This is a genomic window from Sphingorhabdus pulchriflava, assembly GCF_003367235.1.
Classification (GTDB): Bacteria; Pseudomonadota; Alphaproteobacteria; order Sphingomonadales; family Sphingomonadaceae; genus Sphingorhabdus_B; species Sphingorhabdus_B pulchriflava.
In genome coordinates this window covers 1,579,658-1,597,671 of the sequence record NZ_QRGP01000001.1, presented here as the reverse complement: position 1 = coordinate 1,597,671, position 18,014 = coordinate 1,579,658, and the positions used below count along the sequence as shown (strand labels likewise).

Annotated in this window: 15 protein-coding genes and 1 tRNA gene; 2 read left to right on the top strand and 14 right to left on the bottom strand. The window is 57.0% G+C overall.

All coding sequences use genetic code 11. The features are described from left to right. Positions 1-4: 4 nt before the first annotated feature. The 3 genes from DXH95_RS07930 to DXH95_RS07920 all read right to left on the bottom strand — a co-directional run bounded on the left by DXH95_RS07930 (position 5) and on the right by DXH95_RS07920 (position 2,061). Positions 5-580, bottom strand: coding sequence for an META domain-containing protein (locus tag DXH95_RS07930; RefSeq protein WP_181883603.1), 576 nt, complete (start codon positions 578-580; stop codon positions 5-7). 87 nt (positions 581-667) lie between these two features. Continuing rightward, on the bottom strand, positions 668-1,261 hold the full coding sequence (locus tag DXH95_RS07925) for a beta/gamma crystallin-related protein (protein WP_115548823.1): 594 nt from the start codon (positions 1,259-1,261) through the stop codon (positions 668-670). A 68-nt stretch (positions 1,262-1,329) separates the two neighbouring features. After that, positions 1,330-2,061: a Crp/Fnr family transcriptional regulator gene (locus tag DXH95_RS07920; protein ID WP_181883602.1), complete on the bottom strand. Its 732-nt coding sequence runs from the start codon at positions 2,059-2,061 to the stop codon at positions 1,330-1,332. Between the two features lie 207 nt (positions 2,062-2,268). On the opposite strand from DXH95_RS07920, the gene DXH95_RS07915 reads away from it, so the two are divergent. Continuing rightward, positions 2,269-2,355, top strand: a tRNA-Leu gene (locus tag DXH95_RS07915). A 241-nt stretch (positions 2,356-2,596) separates the two neighbouring features. Here the strand turns inward: DXH95_RS07915 and DXH95_RS07910 are convergent. The 11 genes from DXH95_RS07910 to DXH95_RS07860 all read right to left on the bottom strand — a co-directional run bounded on the left by DXH95_RS07910 (position 2,597) and on the right by DXH95_RS07860 (position 16,831). Further along, the gene (locus DXH95_RS07910) at positions 2,597-3,526 is read right to left on the bottom strand and encodes a hypothetical protein (protein ID WP_115548821.1); all 930 of its coding nucleotides are present in this window, start codon (positions 3,524-3,526) and stop codon (positions 2,597-2,599) included. A gap of 83 nt (positions 3,527-3,609) precedes the next feature. Next, entirely contained in the window at positions 3,610-5,598 is a 1,989-nt protein-coding gene (locus tag DXH95_RS07905; protein ID WP_115548820.1) for a sensor histidine kinase, read from the bottom strand. After that, positions 5,565-6,665: a DUF1176 domain-containing protein gene (locus tag DXH95_RS07900; protein ID WP_115548819.1), complete on the bottom strand. Its 1,101-nt coding sequence runs from the start codon at positions 6,663-6,665 to the stop codon at positions 5,565-5,567. The genes DXH95_RS07905 and DXH95_RS07900 overlap by 34 nt, the downstream gene beginning before the upstream one ends. After that, a complete protein-coding gene (locus tag DXH95_RS07895; protein WP_115548818.1) occupies positions 6,658-7,239 on the bottom strand; it encodes a hypothetical protein in 582 nt (193 codons plus the stop codon). The genes DXH95_RS07900 and DXH95_RS07895 overlap by 8 nt, the downstream gene beginning before the upstream one ends. After that, positions 7,236-7,868 (bottom strand): hypothetical protein, encoded by a 633-nt coding sequence (locus DXH95_RS07890; RefSeq protein ID WP_115548817.1) that lies wholly within the window; start codon positions 7,866-7,868, stop codon positions 7,236-7,238. Before DXH95_RS07890 ends, DXH95_RS07895 begins: the two co-directional genes overlap by 4 nt. A gap of 25 nt (positions 7,869-7,893) precedes the next feature. Further along, positions 7,894-8,985: a DUF1176 domain-containing protein gene (locus DXH95_RS07885; RefSeq protein ID WP_115548816.1), complete on the bottom strand. Its 1,092-nt coding sequence runs from the start codon at positions 8,983-8,985 to the stop codon at positions 7,894-7,896. Further along, positions 8,982-9,938 carry a DUF1176 domain-containing protein gene (locus DXH95_RS07880; protein WP_115548815.1) on the bottom strand — a complete coding sequence of 319 codons (957 nt, stop codon included), beginning with the start codon at positions 9,936-9,938 and terminating at the stop codon, positions 8,982-8,984. The genes DXH95_RS07885 and DXH95_RS07880 overlap by 4 nt, the downstream gene beginning before the upstream one ends. Beyond that, positions 9,931-10,515, bottom strand: a complete 585-nt coding sequence (locus tag DXH95_RS07875) for a DUF1176 domain-containing protein (RefSeq protein WP_115548814.1) — start codon at positions 10,513-10,515, stop codon at positions 9,931-9,933. Before DXH95_RS07875 ends, DXH95_RS07880 begins: the two co-directional genes overlap by 8 nt. A gap of 106 nt (positions 10,516-10,621) precedes the next feature. Continuing rightward, positions 10,622-15,502, bottom strand: coding sequence for an autotransporter outer membrane beta-barrel domain-containing protein (locus tag DXH95_RS07870; protein WP_115548813.1), 4,881 nt, complete (start codon positions 15,500-15,502; stop codon positions 10,622-10,624). Between the two features lie 173 nt (positions 15,503-15,675). After that, positions 15,676-16,404: a response regulator gene (locus DXH95_RS07865; RefSeq protein WP_220272242.1), complete on the bottom strand. Its 729-nt coding sequence runs from the start codon at positions 16,402-16,404 to the stop codon at positions 15,676-15,678. A gap of 37 nt (positions 16,405-16,441) precedes the next feature. Beyond that, a complete protein-coding gene (locus tag DXH95_RS07860; protein ID WP_115548812.1) occupies positions 16,442-16,831 on the bottom strand; it encodes a tetratricopeptide repeat protein in 390 nt (129 codons plus the stop codon). Positions 16,832-16,964: 133 nt separating this feature from the next. On the opposite strand from DXH95_RS07860, the gene DXH95_RS07855 reads away from it, so the two are divergent. Beyond that, complete coding sequence (locus DXH95_RS07855; protein ID WP_115548811.1) at positions 16,965-17,999, top strand: hypothetical protein; 1,035 nt, start codon at positions 16,965-16,967, stop codon at positions 17,997-17,999. Positions 18,000-18,014 lie beyond the last annotated feature (15 nt).

The following is an 18,014-nucleotide window of genomic DNA, read 5'->3' as shown; positions in this document are numbered from 1 at the left end:
CTACTTATTTCTTTGTAAATCGGATGGTCGCACCGCTTGCCGATACCACCTCCAGTTTGCCGTCTGTGGTCAAACTCGCGATCGTGGCCTTTTCCATCAACGCCCGATAGGCCTGCTCCTGATCCATCAGATTGGGCGCACAGGCCATCATCGTGCCGATCATCGGCGGGAAAACCTTCAGGCTGCTGCCATCAAGCTGATAGCTGGCACCATAGCCATTGCAGCCCGATTTGCCGCCAACCTTGCCGTCGCTGCCCAGCATCAACGTTACTTCGCTGCCGCTCACCACCGGCTTGCCATCGATGCTATAGGCTTGCCACCAGACATCCTTGATCATCGCTTGCGGGGCAGGGGGGATGGGATAGGCCAGTTCCTGAACCTCCACCCGTTTGCTGCGCCGGTGATAGAGGCAGAGCATCTTCGCCTTTGCGCCCTTCATATGCGGTTGCGGCCAGGTGCCGGTGACGACGCGGGCATCGATCAGCAGCCGGTCAGAATAACGGATGGGCGGGCCGGTGACGGCATCGTTGAGGCTGGCAGCTTTCAGACAGGCGGCCCGCGAGGCCTTATCAACCTGCATCCAGCTTTTAGATGTGGAGGCGTTTACTGGGGTTGCAATCGCGCATGCAATCGCAACCCCAGCCAGGGGGATCAAATTCCGCATCGCTTAATATCCCGTGCGCGTGCAAAGCACGTCAGCCAGATAGATACGGCCATTGACCGTTTCCTGTGTCTGGCTCGCTGATCCGTTCCATCCCACCGATTTGCAGAACCGGTCTGCCGTGTCTGCTGCACAATTCGCTGAACCGCTATTATTGGAACAGGAGAGAATCCGTCGTCCGTTTGCATTGCCTGGTGCTGTGAAAAACTCCGCACTCATGCCCCGCAACGAAGTGCCAGCCGGCGGGTCAATTACCGGCGGAGGTGCATATCCAAGCGGTCGCATGGATTGGACCATGAACATTTGTGGCGCAAACCGGCGGATGTCGCTTTCGTCTGCCGAAACCGTGACGCAAGGGGAGCGGAAACGGGTTCGCGCACACAATTCCCATGTTCCGCTACGCACGCGGATTGATCGCACCGACCAGCGTAGCGCCAGATTGGATTTCGCTTCACCGACGAAAACGGCGGGTCCCTGAAAGCCAGGGTCACGATAAATCGTCGCCTCACCCCGTCCGATTGGTGCCATCTTGTCCGTCTGCGCGACCGCGACCGACGCAAGACCTGCCAAGGCTATGGCAACATAGACTGATGCTTTCATGCAATTCCTCCTCCAGCTGGTTATCGGAGGAACATTGCATTTTTGGCAGTCCAAGACTGTCGCTCGTTTTACAATTTGCCTATTTCTTCAGGATTGCTCGCAATAAAATCCTGCATGCCGCGGCTGTCGACAATTTCGATTCGTCCATAGCCAATACGGATAAAGCCGCGCTTCTCCAATTGGCGGAGCGCGCTGTTCATCGTCTGGCGTGACAGGTTGCACGCATTGGCCAAATCCTCCTGGCTGACATTGTCAATGGGGGAAGTCGGTCCTGCGCGCGAGCCATATGGCCATCGGGCAAGATCGAGGAGGCGCGATGCAATGCGCTGTAGGCTGGGTCTCGTTACCATCTCGATAAGCCAGCGATAATTGGCCCGGCCCACGCGCAACTCCGGTGTCAAAAGATGTCGGAATGCCGCGATGTCAGTCTCGAATATTGCATGAACCGATGCAGGAGGAACGGTCAGAAACAATATGTCGGTTGCAGCAACGGCTGACATGGGATGCGGCTGGTGATCGATACAGGTCAAAAAACCCGTCCAGTCGGCCGGACGATGGATCGCCATCAACACGTCATGCCCGTTGCTCGCTGTGCCTTTGATGTGAATTTCGCCGCTTATGATCCCGTGCAGACCGGTCGGCGCGTCACCTTGATCGAAAAGCTTCTGGCCCGCGTTCAATTGCCGCTCACGCCCCTCCGACAACAATTTTTCCTGAATGGTCGCAGGAAGCTGCGCAAACCAGGCTCCTAATTCAAATATCCGGCGCCGGCTGGCAAAATCATGTTTGAGATAGTTCATCCCATGCCCCCACATCACGATCAATTAGGTCGCACAACATTTGACATTGGCCGGCTAGCCTTGCGGTAAAGCGACCGAACTATGAGGCGAACTATCCCATCTGCGCTATACCGAAATTTGCCTGTCTATCCAGTTGACAAGCGCGCCCTACCCGCTAAAGGAGCCCGCCTACCCTAGATGCAGGTCGCGTTAGATTTGGCATCCCGTGCCCAGATGGCGGAATTGGTAGACGCACCAGCTTCAGGTGCTGGCGCTCGCAAGGGCGTGGAGGTTCGAGTCCTCTTCTGGGCACCATTTTCCTGTTCGGCAAAGTCCGCTAACAGTCGAAAAACCTGGGAAATCTGCTAAAAATTAGCCCTCATCTGATCGCGGACGTTCACCCCAATCCGCCTTCAACCACATCAATGTGGGGGCCTTTTGGGGGCCGAATGCTCAAAAATGACGTTCTTGACCGTCGTTTGAAGGGAAAAGGCCCCCAATGCCACGACTACGATTTCGCTTCCTGTTTCCTTGGTAGGGAAACTGGTGTTGTCAATCAGACGTTCTCGCAAAGGATCTGTTGCGGAGCCTTTCCGAGTTTATACTCGCCGCTGTCATAACCTGTACCAGTATAATTCTGCCACAGGTCGATGCCGTTGATCCAGCAACTGCCATCCGCTCGCTTGCTGGCCACCCATGCACCGATCTGGCGATATTGAGGATATCCTGTAACCTCATTTTTATGGACATACCAACTCGCGCTGTAGAGATTGAGTTTCAGGATTGCCTCTCCAGGCACCAGCCGCGCGAAGCCCTCGCGTAACCCCTTTTCCCATGCCGGATTGCTGGCAAGCGGCGGTTTCATGCGCACGGTCGCGAGGGTCTCGTTGCGGTTGGCGCTGACATATTTCTGGATGGTTTTGTCATCGCCAATTTTTGCGAGCGCGGCATTCACCTGCGCCAGTCGCGGGGCGACTTCGGCCATGTCGGGATAGACACGGGCAATTGCTTTCAGACCCACACTGATGGCGACGAGCGAGTTGCGCTGCGCTTGTGCGCGGCATAGATCGGCCTGCATCGAAGGAACAAAGCCGTCAGGGCTGCGCTCGCCCGTCTGTTCAAAAATACCGAGAAAGCTGGTGATGCTGCGCTCCGTCCCGAGCACCTGCTTCACATAGTTTTTGCGTTCGAGCGCGAGCTTCTTTGGGTCCGTCGGGCCGGCGAGGAATATATCGACACGCTGGTTGTATTCGGCAACGAAGTCCGTCAGGCGCTCGGCATCGCTCGCGCAGTCGCGATTGTCAAAATGGGGAATGCCAAACCTTTTGGTGAAATCCCATGTTCGCTTGACCGGATTTGCAGTGTCGGCGGCGGTTGGACTGTTAGCTTCGCTTTGCCCATGGCGCGGCGCTCTTTGGGCAGATAGTGGGGTGGCGATCATAGCGGTCGTCAGCAGCAAAGCGGCAATCCTGGTGATTGTACGCATGTCCGTATCTCCTGTTCGGGCAAACGAACGATGCGGATTAGATAGCGCCGTCTCAATCCCCACAAGCAGAGGGGCATTGGTGCCTATTCGGGTCGAGGTAATGAAAGCTTCAGTGTCGTGCCCTCAGCACCGCTTATGATGTTCAGCGTGCCGCGGACGGCCTCGGCCCGGCTGCGCATGCTGGTGAGGCCCCGCCCGCCTTTGATTTTAGTAGGCAATCCTTTGCCATTGTCGGCGATGCTGATCTGAATTTGTCCGTCGGCATCATGGCTGCTGGAAAGCGATATTGCTGTCGCACAAGAATGACGCATCGCATTGGTCACGGCCTCTTGCAAGATGCGCAGAATCTGCAATGTCGGGCGTGGACCGGGGCCGGGGGTGCTTTCATCAAGCCCGTGATGCGCCTCAAATACCATCCCGGCAGCCTCGACCTGTGCACGCACGCGATGTTCGAACGAACGCAGGGTTTCTGCAAGGTTCTCATCGGCGGTATCCATGGAATCAACTATAAGCCGCAGATCGGCGATACTTGATTGCAAGCCTTCCTCGACCTGCTTTTTCTCAACCCCGCCACTGCGCACCTGCATCATAAGCCCAAGCAGTTGACCACCTATACCATCGTGCATGTCGCGGACGATGCGCTGGCGTTCCTCGAGCATGACTTGCCTTTGCAGCATCTGCTTTTGTGCATCGTAGCTGCGGGCCAGCTCCGCATTTTGTTCGGTCAACTTTGCCGCCAGAATTTCATTGGATTGAACGACGGTGCGGCGTGCTTCGCTGGCCTCGCGCGCGATAGAGGCGACGACGCCCAAGCCCAGCAGCAAACCTGCGGGTGCCGCAGCATAAAATGTCAGGGGGAGGTTGGCCACAAAGGGCAGGGCCAAGTCGAACGAACCATCGCCCGTATCGATAAAAAGCGCGAGTAGGCTAATCATCAGTGCCAGTCGCTCCAGCCAGCGCCCGTCCCTTCGGACTACAATCCCCCAAGCCAACAAGCCCAAACCAACAACCGCCAGAATGAAAAGCATTGCGGCGTTCCAAATGGCAAGCCCCTTGAACCATGGCCGCAGGGCAGGCCCCCAAGCAAATCCTGCTGCAGTTATGGCAATCAGATAGACAAGAAGCGCCAACCACAGCCAATTCAGCCATTTAAACCATTTTGCCGAATGCGTTTCGCCGCTGAACAAATGGCGCGCAAAGGCGACAATCACCGAGACTTCCAGCAGATAATACAGGAAACTGGTGAGAAGGAAGGGGAGCTCGAACGGCGTCTGGAAGGTAATGAAATAAGTTCTAGCAGCCCAAATGCCCATCAACAGCATGAGGCTGCGAATGCGTTGCCGGTCATCGGACGGCCAGTTGGTAACCATACAAAGCAGCGTTGCAAAAATCAGGAAGGATATGGCGATGATTGGGATGGTGCTGGTAATCAAGTCCACATTGGCTGCAGCCCTTGCGGCTTCGACTGCCGGTCCGATGTGGAATGGCGCGAGTGCTAATATCGTGCTTTGCGTCTCGACCAGAACTTGAATTTCATTGGCACCGTCGCGGAGCAGCGTTGAAGGCAGCATATAATAGAGCGCCGTACCGTCCGACGCGCCGCGCAATGTGTCGAGCGGAATATTGGGTTGGATCACACTGCCATTCAGTTTGATTTCCTGAAGACCCGGCGTGGCGCCCAGGAAAAAGGCAAGATCGCTATCATTTTTCCCGACGCTGAATGGAATTTGGAATGCAACGCGTGATCCACCTTCTTCAATCGTCGACCGGTAAATCGGATCGTTGAAATAGGTCGCTTCGAAGCGACCGGCATTTGCTGCAATCTGGCCTTGATGATCGACGGGTACATATTGCAGCGACGGAGGCGGGGACATTCCTGCGGGGCGCACCGCATTTTCGCCGATGTACAGCGCCCCCCAGAAAAGTGCCGCAACCGCCAGCAGAACCAGACCGGCTTTTGCTCGATCGACCCACATGGCCAAAGTTCCGCTTTCCGGAGCGGTGTCAGCTTTCGCCGACAAAGATGCGGTCGATATCATCACTCCGGGATCGCGCGGTAGGTTTGCAGCCATTGATTGGGCAGTATGTCGATACAGGCAGGCATTTCAATCGAATCCACCATTTCAAATGCAGAGCCAGTCCACGCCCATCGCCGTCGCCAGCCACACATTCCACCCGAATAGCTGGTTATCTGGCCTGATGCGGGGTCGAAATCACTATTTGGCAGAATTGGCAATTCCGCAGGGCGGCCTTGTTCGGGGCGGGGGAGTGTGAAGACTTTGAACTGGTTGTCGGTGGTTTCAATCAACCAGATGCGTTTTTCGTAATGCGGGTTCGATCCGCAACCTGCAGCCCATAAGGCTTGACCATTGTTCAGCTTAAATCGCTGAATGGGCGGATCAGAATTTGTGCCGCCAAAAATCGGGCAATATTTGCCGCGTTTTTGGTTTAGCGTGGTGTAATCATAGGTCTCGGGGACCGGTTCCTCTACGCCCCGAACGACCTTCACTGTCGGGCGACGCGGTTCGGGTGGGACGGCGATGGCTTGCCTTTTACCCTTTGCATATACAGCCGTAACGGTATCGCGCCGCTGCTGACTTTCATCGATGTACCGCATGGCAGCTGTAAGCCCACTGGTGCTAATGATGCCATGCATCGCACCATTCCGGTGTCGCGTTGCTGCCCGGCTGGTCTTTACGCTTTCGGCAAAAAAGGCAGCGGCTTGCGCTGGGTCCAGTTCATAGCGCCCCGATTCTATCCGTTTCAGATTATAGGCCCGCCCGGTGCAATCCCCGTCGCACTCATAATAGACAAGCAATGCCGCCACATCTGGTTCGGGATCAACTTTGCCCCAGACCGTGCCATCAACAAACACGCGGGGTTGCTGCGATGGCCCGGCCCTGCGTTTGACCCAAAGCTTTGGCATCGCATAATCGCCCGGATCGACGCTTTCGATCCGCTTCAGGTAGTCGCGTGATACGCTGACCGCAGTGCATTCACGCGCATTGTCGCAGGCGACCGACCAGTCGCCAAATTCCATTACTTCGGGCGCCGTCCAGTCGCCGGGTGGGGAATCTTCAGCATGAATCTGCCACGTCGCAAATAGAGCGAGCGCAGCAATCAGCCTCCATTTAGGCACGCGGAAATCTCTTGCGCCAGTTGATAGCGGTCAAGACAAGCCCTGCCAGAAACGCTGCGGCCCCACCGAGATACCACCAGATATTATAGGCAAAGGACGTTTCATATTCGACCTGCTCGGTCAGCATCATACTGTCATAATCTGACGGATTGCGGACCACAGTCGTTTTTGCACCAACTGACAGCGCATCATAATAGGCTTCACCCACTTCAACGCTGGTGGTTGTCACTGCAGGATATTGCGGCTTTACGAATGCCTTTCCTGCACTCCAGTCGGCAAAGTTCAACTCGGCGTTGATGTCGTGTTGCAGGTTCAGCATATGGATGTCTCGGCTTTTCTGGCGGCCTTTGTTATCGGTATAGCTTTCGCTGCGGACCGACTTTTCTTTGACGATGGCCTCGGTAACCCTGCCTTCGGATTTGAGGGCATCAAGCTTTTCGCCGTTCGCTTGCTGCAGCGCCAAAGCGACTGGGGCTGCGATCATCAATACGATGCCCAGCATCAACCCCAACTCTCCGGGTTTGCCTTTGCGGCGTTCGCGCAACACGTCCAGTGCGGGGCGATACTCGTTCATGGCGCCGTTCCCGGAATAGTCGACGCTGCTGCGATGCCACGCAGCACGGACGCTTTGCTGATTTTCCGTCCGATGAACCAGAACAACAAGGTCAGGAGCAGGGCGACAGCAATGCGCGGGTAAAAGACGCTGGCATCGAAAGCTTCTACTTCCGAAACCAGCACTGGAGCGCTGCTGTCCCACGGCGTGTTGACGACGGTCAGCATGTCACCGACCTTGGTCTTTTCATATGTTTCAACGGGTACCCACATTACACCGAGATTTTCCGAATCCTTCGTCGGATCACCGCTTAAGGGAGGGGCAACGGGAAGGTTAGCCTCCGATACTTTGGAAGGAAATTCGGCATATTTCACGGTCGATTTCGGGACATGGCGTACCATCAGCACCCAAATATCGCTCTCAGTCGTAGATCCAGAACTGCGCCGACTAAAGCCCGAATTTTGTCTCGTGATCGTGTCCTGTTCTTTTTCGGTGACCAATGCCCGCGACACAACGCCCTGATTGCGCAACTTGTCATTTGCCGACTGCTCCTCCTGCATCTTCATGAAGAAGATGAAGGCGAAAATGAGCGCAAGCAGCGCCAACAGCTTGAAACAAAGGCCAATCCAAGGCCGGGCAACAGCGTTCATGGTGAAACTCCCCTGATTACAATGATCAGGGTGTCTCTACCCCCTCAACCGAGGGGGCTGCATTCCCTCCATTTGTGGGGGGTGGGTCGGCATATTTCCAACTTGTTGGCGTCCACATCAAAGGCCAGAAATCATAGGGTACGTTGCGGCACCGGTCATATTGGCGATCCTCGATCATCACGAAGATCTCGCCGGTAAAGCCCATTTTGATATAGCGTCCGCAAGCAATCCTGCCTTTTCGGGGGAGTTGGACATGCAGCAGCGATGTGTCGTCCAGACCCGCATAGTCATGCGGCACTACCTTTTTGGCAGTGTCATAAACTTCGAAATTGAGGGGTTCTTCGTTGTCCCTCTGCACCAGAATTTTTGTGCCTTCCGGGCAGTCGGCGGTCCATAGCAGGTGCCTTGGCCCGATCCGTGCGCCCATGGGTCGATTGGCAAATGTGCGCGTATCGCAGGCGAGCAAAACGGCTTCGGGAATTGGCAAATCATCGACCGGTGTCGAGCGCAATATGGTGTAGTGATATTCCTTTAGCCATTCCGCCTTCTCGGCATCAGTCAGGCGCGGGCGCTTGGGATGTTGCAGCCTGTCCATCTTGCGCATCAGCCGATCAAGATTGCCGCTGGGCGTTGATGCAATTTTCAATCCGCGATCGCGTATCACCGATCCAGGCCAGCGCCTGAAAGCACCGATGAGCTTGGAAGCAACGTCGGGGGACACACGATAGGCACCGTTGGCTTGCACCTCTCCCAGCGACAATTTGATCGGTGGCGGCATTTTGGGAACCCCGCGCGCATATAGTCGCCACCCATCAGTCGGTGGCGGTACGCTTAAAGCCCCCAATGAGTCGATGAAAGCCAGCCGCAATACTGGCTTCGCTTCTTTGGCAATTCCGCGGCTGATCATAACTACCGTGCGCACACCGACACCGTCGCGGGGCACCTTCTTTACGCCAATGATTTGGCAAAATTGCGATCCATTGCATTGCAAAGTCCAGTCGCCGGCATGAATTGGGCGATCAAGGTCTTGCAGGTAATCGGGCATGCGCTGCTGCTCGGCATTGGCCCCGGCGCCCAGCAAGAGCAGGAATATAGCGCTATATCGGCAATAACTCATAGTCGAGGACTGGCCCCGCCGATGATCGCTGCGCGATAGGTGGTTATCCAGCCTTCTGGACCGATGCCCGTCCCGCATTTCGGCATCTCGCGCTGTTCGACCAGCTTCATGCCCTCAACGGCCCAGACGTAGGCGCGATAGATGCCGCAGTCCTCGGTATAGCTTTCAAAATGGCCAAAATAATATGTCGAATGGAGGTAGCCGTTGCTCGCTTCAAACCAGCTGTTGTAGAGCGTGACAGGGCCATCCCGGTCCTCGAACTGGATTTCCATGGCCGGCGCGCCTTGGGGTCCGGCTAGATACCAGAAGCTTGCGGAGTTCAGCCCTTCATTGCCGCACCCTGCTTTCCATAATGTTTGACCGCCAATACCACGCCACGCCTGGAGCGATTGCCCCATATGACCTTTGGGACATCGCTTTGCCGCGCCGACGACTTTCAAAGGTGGGGTAGGGTTGTCGAGCTGCATAGCAGGGAGCGGTGTAACAATGTCAGGATTGCTAGAGGTCTGAGGCGATCTCAAACGCCACGCCTCTAGTGCCGCGATTACCTGCGCAAATCCGCTACGCGGGACATCGAAGCGCAAATCATTTTCGACAATGCGGATAGAATCCGAACCATCCGACTTTCGTAAATCCTGCAACAGCCAGTCTGATGCTTCCGAAGAGAGCGTGGCCACGACTTTGCCATCACGCATGACCGAAAAGCCGTCACTATCCGAAAACATGCCGGAATAGCGCATCTGGAGGTAATATGGGGCGTCGATGCGGCTGGGCTCGCTTAAAGGGACTATCGCGGTGCAGCGGCGCAAGTTACTGCACCCCACTGTCCACTGACCGTAAATCAGGACGTCGTCATCAAGCGTCAGGGCATCAACAGCAGGCCCATCAAGCACAGTGCAACCTGCCAGCAACGCCGCCAACAATGTTTTGAGTGGCCAAGGATTGCTACTCATCGGGGCCTGTGCCGTCGATTGGCGCATGATAGGTACGGATCCATTCGCTGGGTGACAGGCCCCTGCAGATTGGCATTTCGCGCCGTTCGATCAGATGCCAGCCGTTTTGGGTATATCCCCAAGCGCGGAAAATGCCGCAATCCTCGCGGTCGTTTAGATATTTGTAAGACCGCAAGATACCGAAGTCCCAGTCGAAGGTGGCAGATTCCAGTCCGTCAACCCCAGCACGAATTTTGCCGTCACGCGGTTCGGGTAGCTCCAATGGAACGGCGAGGGCATTTGGACCTGATGCCATGTCCCACAGCGTACGTGTCGGCCCGGATTCCTGCTGACATTCAAAGCTCCACAATATTGCCCCATTGGCGAAGTGGAATTGTCGGGGATTTCGCATAAAATCGTTGCGGCATCGCCCATCGGTCAGGATAGGCACAAAACCGGAAACAATTGTCTCTATTGCCGGGATCCGTTTCAGCTTTGTAGGATCGGGTGTGGTGCTGCCTTCGGGCTGTTCGCCGCGCATCGATTTGTAATCTGGGTGCAGAGATTTGGCTTTCGCATCACCTGGTCCAATCCACATCCCAAACACCAAGGCGGGTGACAGGATCGCTCTTGTCACCCGCCCGCGCGACTGGCGAGAGGCCTGTGGGTGCCCATCGACCAGCCGGGGTGCGCCCCGGAGGGAGTTAGAAAGCGAAGCTGACACCGGCTTGCACCGCGTGCCGGTCGGTCTTGCCGATTTCGCCGCGATAGCCGAGGCTGATGGTCGCCCCGCCATGTGTCGTGTAATCGAGCGCAAGACCAGCGAGCCCCTGCAGCGTGTTGCGCGTATCGCCTTGCAGAACGATGCCCGCACCACTGACTGCGAATGCGACGGGGATTTCACGATCGCCGAGCGTGCCGAGGTAGCGCGTGCCGAGGTCAACGCGCAGATCGAGACCGCCTTCACCATTGTCCGAATGGTCGCCGCCATCCCACAGACGGGTTTTGGCGGTCAGCTTGGCTTGGCCTTCCATCGTGCTGGTCTTGAGGTCTCCGAGTGTTAGGCGCAGCGGGCTGGTGCCGCTTTCGGTATAGCCGTCCTGCTTCTGCCGGACATAGCTACCACGTGCATTGGCGCTGAACGTCCATCCGCCGGTGGAACCCAAGGGCAGCCCCAGTTCGGCAAAGGCGCCGAAGAGTTTCGAATCCGTCTCGCCGTCAACGCTTCCCGCGAAGCCATTAAAGCTGACGTTCCGCAGCGTATCCTGATCGACCTTGCCATAAAGCACACCGCCACCCAGCGTGACACCCGTACCCGAATAGCGTGCGGTCAAGCTGCCAAGGACGCTCGATTGATCTCCACCGCCACCATTGGCGCCCAGCTTGATATCCCCCTTTGCCCAGCCGAGCGCCGCGCCCAGGGTGATCGATCCGCCAGCATCGAAATTCACACCGCCGCTCATGCCGCGGGTGTCATGGTCATAGGCCAGCGTCGTGCCCGACGCACTGCGTTTGCCCCATGCACCAAAGCCGTTGAGCCAGATGCGATTGCCTTCGCCATGGCGGACATCGCCAACGCCGATGCTGTCGATGAAGCCCAAGGCGGTATCTGCTGCGGCCAGCGACTGTGCGTTGAACGTGGAGGGACGTGCAGTAAGCACCGACGGTGCCATGAAGGCACGGTTGGTTTCATAGACCACCGCCAGAGGCAGCTGCGCGCCAACAGTTTCGACCGTCGCAAAGGTGCCCGTCAGACTTCCTCCGGTGCGAAGGAACGTGCCACCTTGGCCCTCAGCCCCGCCGATGGAAACAAAGCGCAGCGTGCCGCCGTTGAGCGTTGCATTGCCGGTAACGTCGAGCAGGTCGATATTGCCCGCCCCATCAAATTCGATTTCGAGAACCGAGTTGGCATTGTGCACATAATTGCCCTGAACGGTCAGCGTACCGATGCTGTTGCCGGGGGCAATAGTGCCGCCATTGTTGGTGAGATTGCCGATGATGCGGCCGGTGCCATCGAGCGTTGCGTTCGTCCCGACATTCACATTGGCCGTTGCAATCGTGTTGATCCGCGTGCGGCCAGCGGTGAGACCTAATGTGCCGATGCTGAAATTATTCGCAAAGGTCAGTTGACCCGAACCCAGCTTGTTGAAGCTGCCTGCGCCAGAAAGGCTATTGCTGAAGGTTGCAGCATTGGCGTTGGTATATTCAAGCACTGCGCCGCTGCTGACCGCGACAGTGCCCGATCCAAGCGCTGCATTGCCGCTAACTGCCAGCGTGCCGGCCTGAATTGCGATACCGCCGCTGTGCGTGTTGGTGCCGGTCACGTTGGTCAGACCGGCTGATGTCTTCACAATCTGGCCAGCGCCACTGGTCGCATTTGCGTAGGTGACATCACCCAGTGCCAATGAAGCGCCCGAACCGATAACGACCCCGCCCGTGCCAAGTCCGTTGCCAAAGTTTAGCCCCAGCCGACCAGCAATGATCTGGGTGCCACCGCTGTAACTGTTGCTGTTGTTGACTACGACTGTGCCAGAACCATCTTTAACTAGCGTGCCCGAGCCGGTCAGCGCGTTGTTCAGCGCGACGTTGGTTGAGCCGCTGTAATCGACAATCAGGTTTGTCCCGCTGCCCATAATAACTGCGCCAGTGCCCAGCGCAGAGGGGCTATTCACCACGAGAGTTCCACCCTGAATATCGGTGCCGCCACTGTGGGTGTTAATGCCTGTCAATGCGCCGATACTGCTTGCCGTCTTAACGATTTGACCTGCCCCGGAAACATTGTTGGCAAGCTGCACATTGCCGATGTTGAGGATGGCGTTCTGGAGAACAATGACATCGCCCGTGCCAAGGCCCTGGCCATTGTTCAGCCCGATTCGACCCGCATTGATTATCGTGCCGCCGGTATAGCTGTTGGCATTCTGGATAATAAGTGCCCCGGTGCCATCCTTGGTCAATGCGCCCGCACCGCTGATCGGGTTAGACATGACTTCTGTCGTGCCGTTGTCGAATACCAGCTGGGTATCGGCGGCGGTGGTAACAGGACCACCACCAAGCGCAGTAACGGTGTTCACAATCACCCGGCCACCGACGATGTCGAGCCCGCCGATCAGGCCATTGCTGAGCAACGTCAGGTCGCCAACATCCGATTTGCGGAGGATACCTGCGCCTGTCACGGATTGGTTCAAGGTCTGCGAGCCAGCGATGGACAGATCAAGCGCAGCGCCTGCCTGCACGGTAATTGCACCTGTGCCAAGGAAGCTAGTGTCGGTAACGCGGATTGCGCCCTGCTGGATATCGGTCCCGCCGGAATAGCTGTTGCTACCGGTCAGGAAGACGGTACCTGTCCCGGTCTTCACCACCGCGCCAAGGCCGCCGACATTGTTTGATAGTGTTGTCGAGCCTGAGGTGGACAGATCAAGTATGCTGGTCGCCAAGGTCAGATCGATATTGGCCGAGCCGATATTTTGGCTACCTTCGATCTGCAGAGTGCCATTGCCGACAAACACATTGCGGGTCAGAGCGTTGTTCCCGGTCAGGGTGACCCGGTTGGAGCCGCGCTTTTCAAATTCACCATCGCCCGACAGATTGGCGACGATGGTTGTGTCGCCCACGATCGAGGTATCTGTCCGCAAGACTGTGCCGACGCCGACCAGCACCGTTCCACTGCCAAGGCTGCGGCCATCAGTCACACCGATGCGGCCATCCTGAATGTCAATCGTGCCGGTAAAACCCAGGTTGTTGCCCCCCAGTTCAGCGGTGCTGCTGGCGGTTTTTACGATATTGCCCGTGCCCGAAATGTCGTTAAGGAGCACGATATTACCAATGCCCAGTGTGGCACCGGTATCGACCTGGATATTGCCGGTACCCAGTGCCGCCCCATTGTTCAACCCGATGCGCCCGGCGCGAATGGTAGTTCCGCCCGTATAGGTGCTGGTCTGGGTCATCACGACATCGCCGGTGCCTTCCTTGATGAAGCTGCCTGCACCGGTCATGAAGGGGGTGGTCTGGAGCAACTGCCCTGCGCCGTTGTAATTGAGGATCAGGCTACCGCCTGCATTGGCGATGACCTGCCCGGTGCCAAGCCGCGCGAAGCTGTCAACGCGGACAGCACCGTTGTTAATCAGCGTGCCAGCGGTGTAGCTGTTGGTGCCGGTCAGATCGAGGATGCCCGTACCGCCCATGACGAGTGCCAGATTGCCGGTGAGGTTATTGGACAGAACCTCGTTACCAGTGCTGCCCATGGCCAGAATACCGCCACCCGTGCTTGACGTCACAGCGCCCGAGCCGAGCGAGGCCACGTTGGCGACGTCCAGGATTCCACCCCGGATATCGAGCCCACCGGAGAATGTGTTGGTACCGCTAAGGCGGCTGCTGCCCGAGCCGGTCACGATAACCTGACCCGTGCCGCTAATATTGTTCGTCAGGTTGAGGCCGCCGAAGGACAGCGTGGCACCGTTGACGATCGAACCACTACCAAAGGCGTCGCTTGACGTGATGGTGGCCGTACCGCCAAGGATGTTGAAGACGCCGGAAAAGCCGCTGGACGATCCCCCATAGGTCACAGGATCGATCGTATTGTGCAGAATCGTCCCTGACCCCGCAAAGCTGTTGGTGACTGTGGTTGGAGTGGTAAAGCCTAGATTCAATGTTGTCCCGTTTGAAAGCGTGACAAGGCTATTGGCCTGACCAAGGGCCTGCACACGCGACGTCGACAATGTACCGCTGAGCACATTGACCTCTGTGAAGCTGCCATTTTCGTTCATCGTGCGCGTGCCGCCGACGCCAGCCAGTACGTCGAGCCGCTCCACAGCGGTGGTTGCAAACGCAGTATTGCCGGATCCGTTCAGGACCAAACGGTCGTTACCTGCGCCGCCATTGATTGTATGCACGTTGCTGCTGGTGAAATTTGCAGTCGCCGAAACATGGACGACATCATCTCCGTCGCCGGCATTGATCAGCAGACCATTGCCTTGAAGTGCAAGAGTGCCTGCGAGACTGAAGAACTGATTGCCTGTACCGCCCGTCAACAGATAGTTGCCGGCGTTATTCCCGGTGGAGGCCAGGCTTGCGCCTGGTTGCAAGGCAAACTGCTGGTTCTGACCGACACCAGCCGACAGGTCGATGCCGCCAGGGGCAGCCGTCACAGTGCCGCCAACATAAATGCCGAAATTATTCTGATTGCCATTAAGGGTAGCCACAAGATTAGTAGCATTACCCTGTATCTCGAGATTATTCGCATTACCGCTGCTGCTGTAAACGAGATTCAAAGCTGACCGGCCGAGATCAATTCCTAACAGGTTCGAATCGCCATTCAGCGTTACATTGCTGTTGTCGAGGGTCGCGCCTGAGGCGATCACGAATACTTGTACACCATCGGTGTTTACCGTTATCGTCTGCCCGGTATTTACCCCGGTGCAATGGACAGTGGTCAGCGGCGTCGTGATATTGTTCAGCGGTTGTGCCGTACTCGGCGTACAAGCCGCCTGCGCTTCCCCCGCCATCATGATCGACAGAATCGACGCCGAAGCCATCAGGCCGAGGCCACGAACGAGTTTCTGGTTATTATTTGCGCGAACAGCAGGCATGGGTATCCCCCTTTGGTTATAGATTACCCTGCCTCACTCTCACCGGCGGCGCTGACATCATATCCCCACAGAGGAGGGGGTAAGTGGGTGAAGACCTACAAAAAACCCCGGCTTTTTGGGCCGGGGTTAGGGGAGGTCGATGCGTTGACGGCCTCTGGGAGTGACAGGGGAGCCTATTCCCTGTCGATACGAATGAGCTTGGCCTGGATGGCCTCGAACACCGCCTCGCCGCGCGATTTGACCTGTAGCTTGCGGTAGATACCCTGCACATATTCGGCGACGGTATAGGGTGACAGCCCCATGATCCGCGCCGCTTCTTTGCGGCTCAATCCGCGCGCCAGATATTCCAGCAGTTCGCGTTCGCGAGGGGACAGATGCGGTGCGTCAGGCTCACTTGCCTCAACGACCGGTTCGTCACGCACAAGGCTCAGCAAATGGCTTGCCGCCCGCGCGCTGATTGGCGTTTCACCTGCGAGTGTGGCGCGAACATGAGCGAGCACCATTTCGGCGCTCGTATCTTTCAATATATAGCCGTCTGCCCCAGCTTTGAGCGTGTTGAGCACACTCGCGCGGTCCTCAAACACTGTGAACACCAACACGCGGCATTCGGGAACCTTGGCGCGTATCGCTTCGATAACGCTGATGCCGCTGCCATCGGGCAAACCTAGATCAAGCAGCGCAAGATCAGGCATCCGCTCGACGAGCGGCAAACCCTCCGCCAGATTTCCCGCATCGCCGACGACTTCAATCTCTTCCGCCGCGGCCAGCGCGCCCATGGCATAGCTGCGCAGCCGCTCATCATCCTCTACGATGATGACGCGCGCTTTACCTTTGGGATTTGGCGTAGCTGTTTCGTGTTCACTCTCGCTCATCGCGTCATTCGTGCCTGCTGCCTTCAACATTGTCCATCCTGCTTTGCGCATCAACCGGCGCCATACATCAGCCAAAGGCTGCCATGCCTTTCCGTGCCTCTGCTATCGTTTCGGTGAGGCGCCTTGCATCGGATCCCAAACGAATCGCCGCTTCGTAATTCTCGATCGCCGCGCGGTAATCCTTGTCGAGATGGTAACAGACACCGACCTGTTCCAAGGCGAACGCCAATTCGTCCGGGAAGTCGCGCGAGATCGATAGCCAGGCCTCACGCCCTTTTGCGGTTTCGTTGGCCAGAACGAGCTTCATTGCCGCCTTGCGCCGAGCATCACAGCTGTTGTTTTCCGGATCGTTGCCGAGTGCGCGTTCGAACAACAGATGAATTTGGGTGGAATTCCCGACGTCAGACGCCGCCGCGCTTGGCGCGTTGCTACCAAATAAATTGCTCCACAATCCCATTGGGTGCGCCCTTTCTGACCGTAAAAATGAACAAACCACATGCGAGTCAGCCAAGCATCCCCATCAGATGGGGGGATAGGATGAACTGAAAAGAAGCCGCATCCACAGTCCATCATTCTGTGGAGAGCAACTCATGCGTACAACCCTGATCTCGGCTGTCTTACTGGCATCGATTGCCATCGGTGCGACAGCGGCAGCCCAACTCGACCCTCGCGGGCGCTTTGAACGCAACGTGCCAATTGCGAAGCCCAAACCCCAAAATGCAGCGAGCACAGGCCCGATTCAGGATCAGGGCGTCCACAACGCCGTTCATGCCGCGCATCAGAACCAGATTGTGTTCACCCGCACCGATCTTGGCATTGGTGCCATCAGCGAAGGGGACATTGTTTCCGACTTCACATTAGGCCAGCCGATGTTCTTCCGTGTTTTCACCGAACGTTCGGCGGTGAATGCGATTGCGGCTGCCAACAATATGGGAGCGCGCGAAGTCTACGCCGACGGCGTGCACTACACGGCGCGCTTCACGATCAACGGTCAGGTTTTCGATACGACAATCTTCCCATGGGGTGGCAGGCGCGATCATGAGACTTGGACGACGTGGCGTGGGCAGTTCGTCAATTCGATGAACGCGCAGCGAACGCCAGGGTCGGATGCTTTCCTCGAAATGCTCTCAAAGGCGACTGCCGCTGGTTTGCTCAAACCCGGAAAACACAGTATCAAGATGGAAGTCATCGCGAAGACCAATACCGAAAAGGCCGGTCCTATCAGTGCCGGGACTGTGGCCAGCGGCACATTTAACCTGATAGTGCCTGCTGGCGTTTTCCAGGCCAGCAACCCGCATGTTTGCGGTCCGGTAAGGGGGGCTGCGGGAAGTGCCGCGGTGGAGACGCGGGCATTGGCCCATGCCAAGCAATTTTGGGATTGGCCGGATCTGACCCCGGTTAAGGCTGTCGGCGTCGGTAACGCCTGGACCATCGAAAAGAACGAACTAACCAGCATTCCGATCGAGCGCTACACCGACGTCGCCATCGTTGCACGCGGTGCGAAATATTGCACCAGCCACGTCCACAAATTCACGCAGGAATATGCCGGAGGGGGCACTTACGCGCAGGGTGGAATCTCCGTGAATTTCACCCCTGGCTTCGTGCCTTGCGCCTGTCTGGGCTGAGTCCATTTTTCAAAA

Bases quoted from the DNA above. Each gene is read 5' to 3' on its own strand.
- DXH95_RS07930 (WP_181883603.1), bottom strand. From the start codon at position 580: ATGCAGGTTGATAAGGCCTCGCGGGCCGCCTGTCTGAAAGCTGCCAGC.
- DXH95_RS07925 (WP_115548823.1), bottom strand. From the start codon at position 1,261: ATGAAAGCATCAGTCTATGTTGCCATAGCCTTGGCAGGTCTTGCGTCG.
- DXH95_RS07920 (WP_181883602.1), bottom strand. From the start codon at position 2,061: ATGAACTATCTCAAACATGATTTTGCCAGCCGGCGCCGGATATTTGAA.
- DXH95_RS07910 (WP_115548821.1), bottom strand. From the start codon at position 3,526: ATGCGTACAATCACCAGGATTGCCGCTTTGCTGCTGACGACCGCTATG.
- DXH95_RS07905 (WP_115548820.1), bottom strand. From the start codon at position 5,598: ATGGCTGCAAACCTACCGCGCGATCCCGGAGTGATGATATCGACCGCA.
- DXH95_RS07895 (WP_115548818.1), bottom strand. From the start codon at position 7,239: ATGAACGAGTATCGCCCCGCACTGGACGTGTTGCGCGAACGCCGCAAA.
- DXH95_RS07890 (WP_115548817.1), bottom strand. From the start codon at position 7,868: ATGAACGCTGTTGCCCGGCCTTGGATTGGCCTTTGTTTCAAGCTGTTG.
- DXH95_RS07885 (WP_115548816.1), bottom strand. From the start codon at position 8,985: ATGAGTTATTGCCGATATAGCGCTATATTCCTGCTCTTGCTGGGCGCC.
- DXH95_RS07880 (WP_115548815.1), bottom strand. From the start codon at position 9,938: ATGAGTAGCAATCCTTGGCCACTCAAAACATTGTTGGCGGCGTTGCTG.
- DXH95_RS07875 (WP_115548814.1), bottom strand. From the start codon at position 10,515: ATGTGGATTGGACCAGGTGATGCGAAAGCCAAATCTCTGCACCCAGAT.
- DXH95_RS07870 (WP_115548813.1), bottom strand. From the start codon at position 15,502: ATGCCTGCTGTTCGCGCAAATAATAACCAGAAACTCGTTCGTGGCCTC.
- DXH95_RS07865 (WP_220272242.1), bottom strand. From the start codon at position 16,404: ATGTTGAAGGCAGCAGGCACGAATGACGCGATGAGCGAGAGTGAACAC.
- DXH95_RS07860 (WP_115548812.1), bottom strand. From the start codon at position 16,831: ATGGGATTGTGGAGCAATTTATTTGGTAGCAACGCGCCAAGCGCGGCG.
- DXH95_RS07855 (WP_115548811.1), top strand. From the start codon at position 16,965: ATGCGTACAACCCTGATCTCGGCTGTCTTACTGGCATCGATTGCCATC.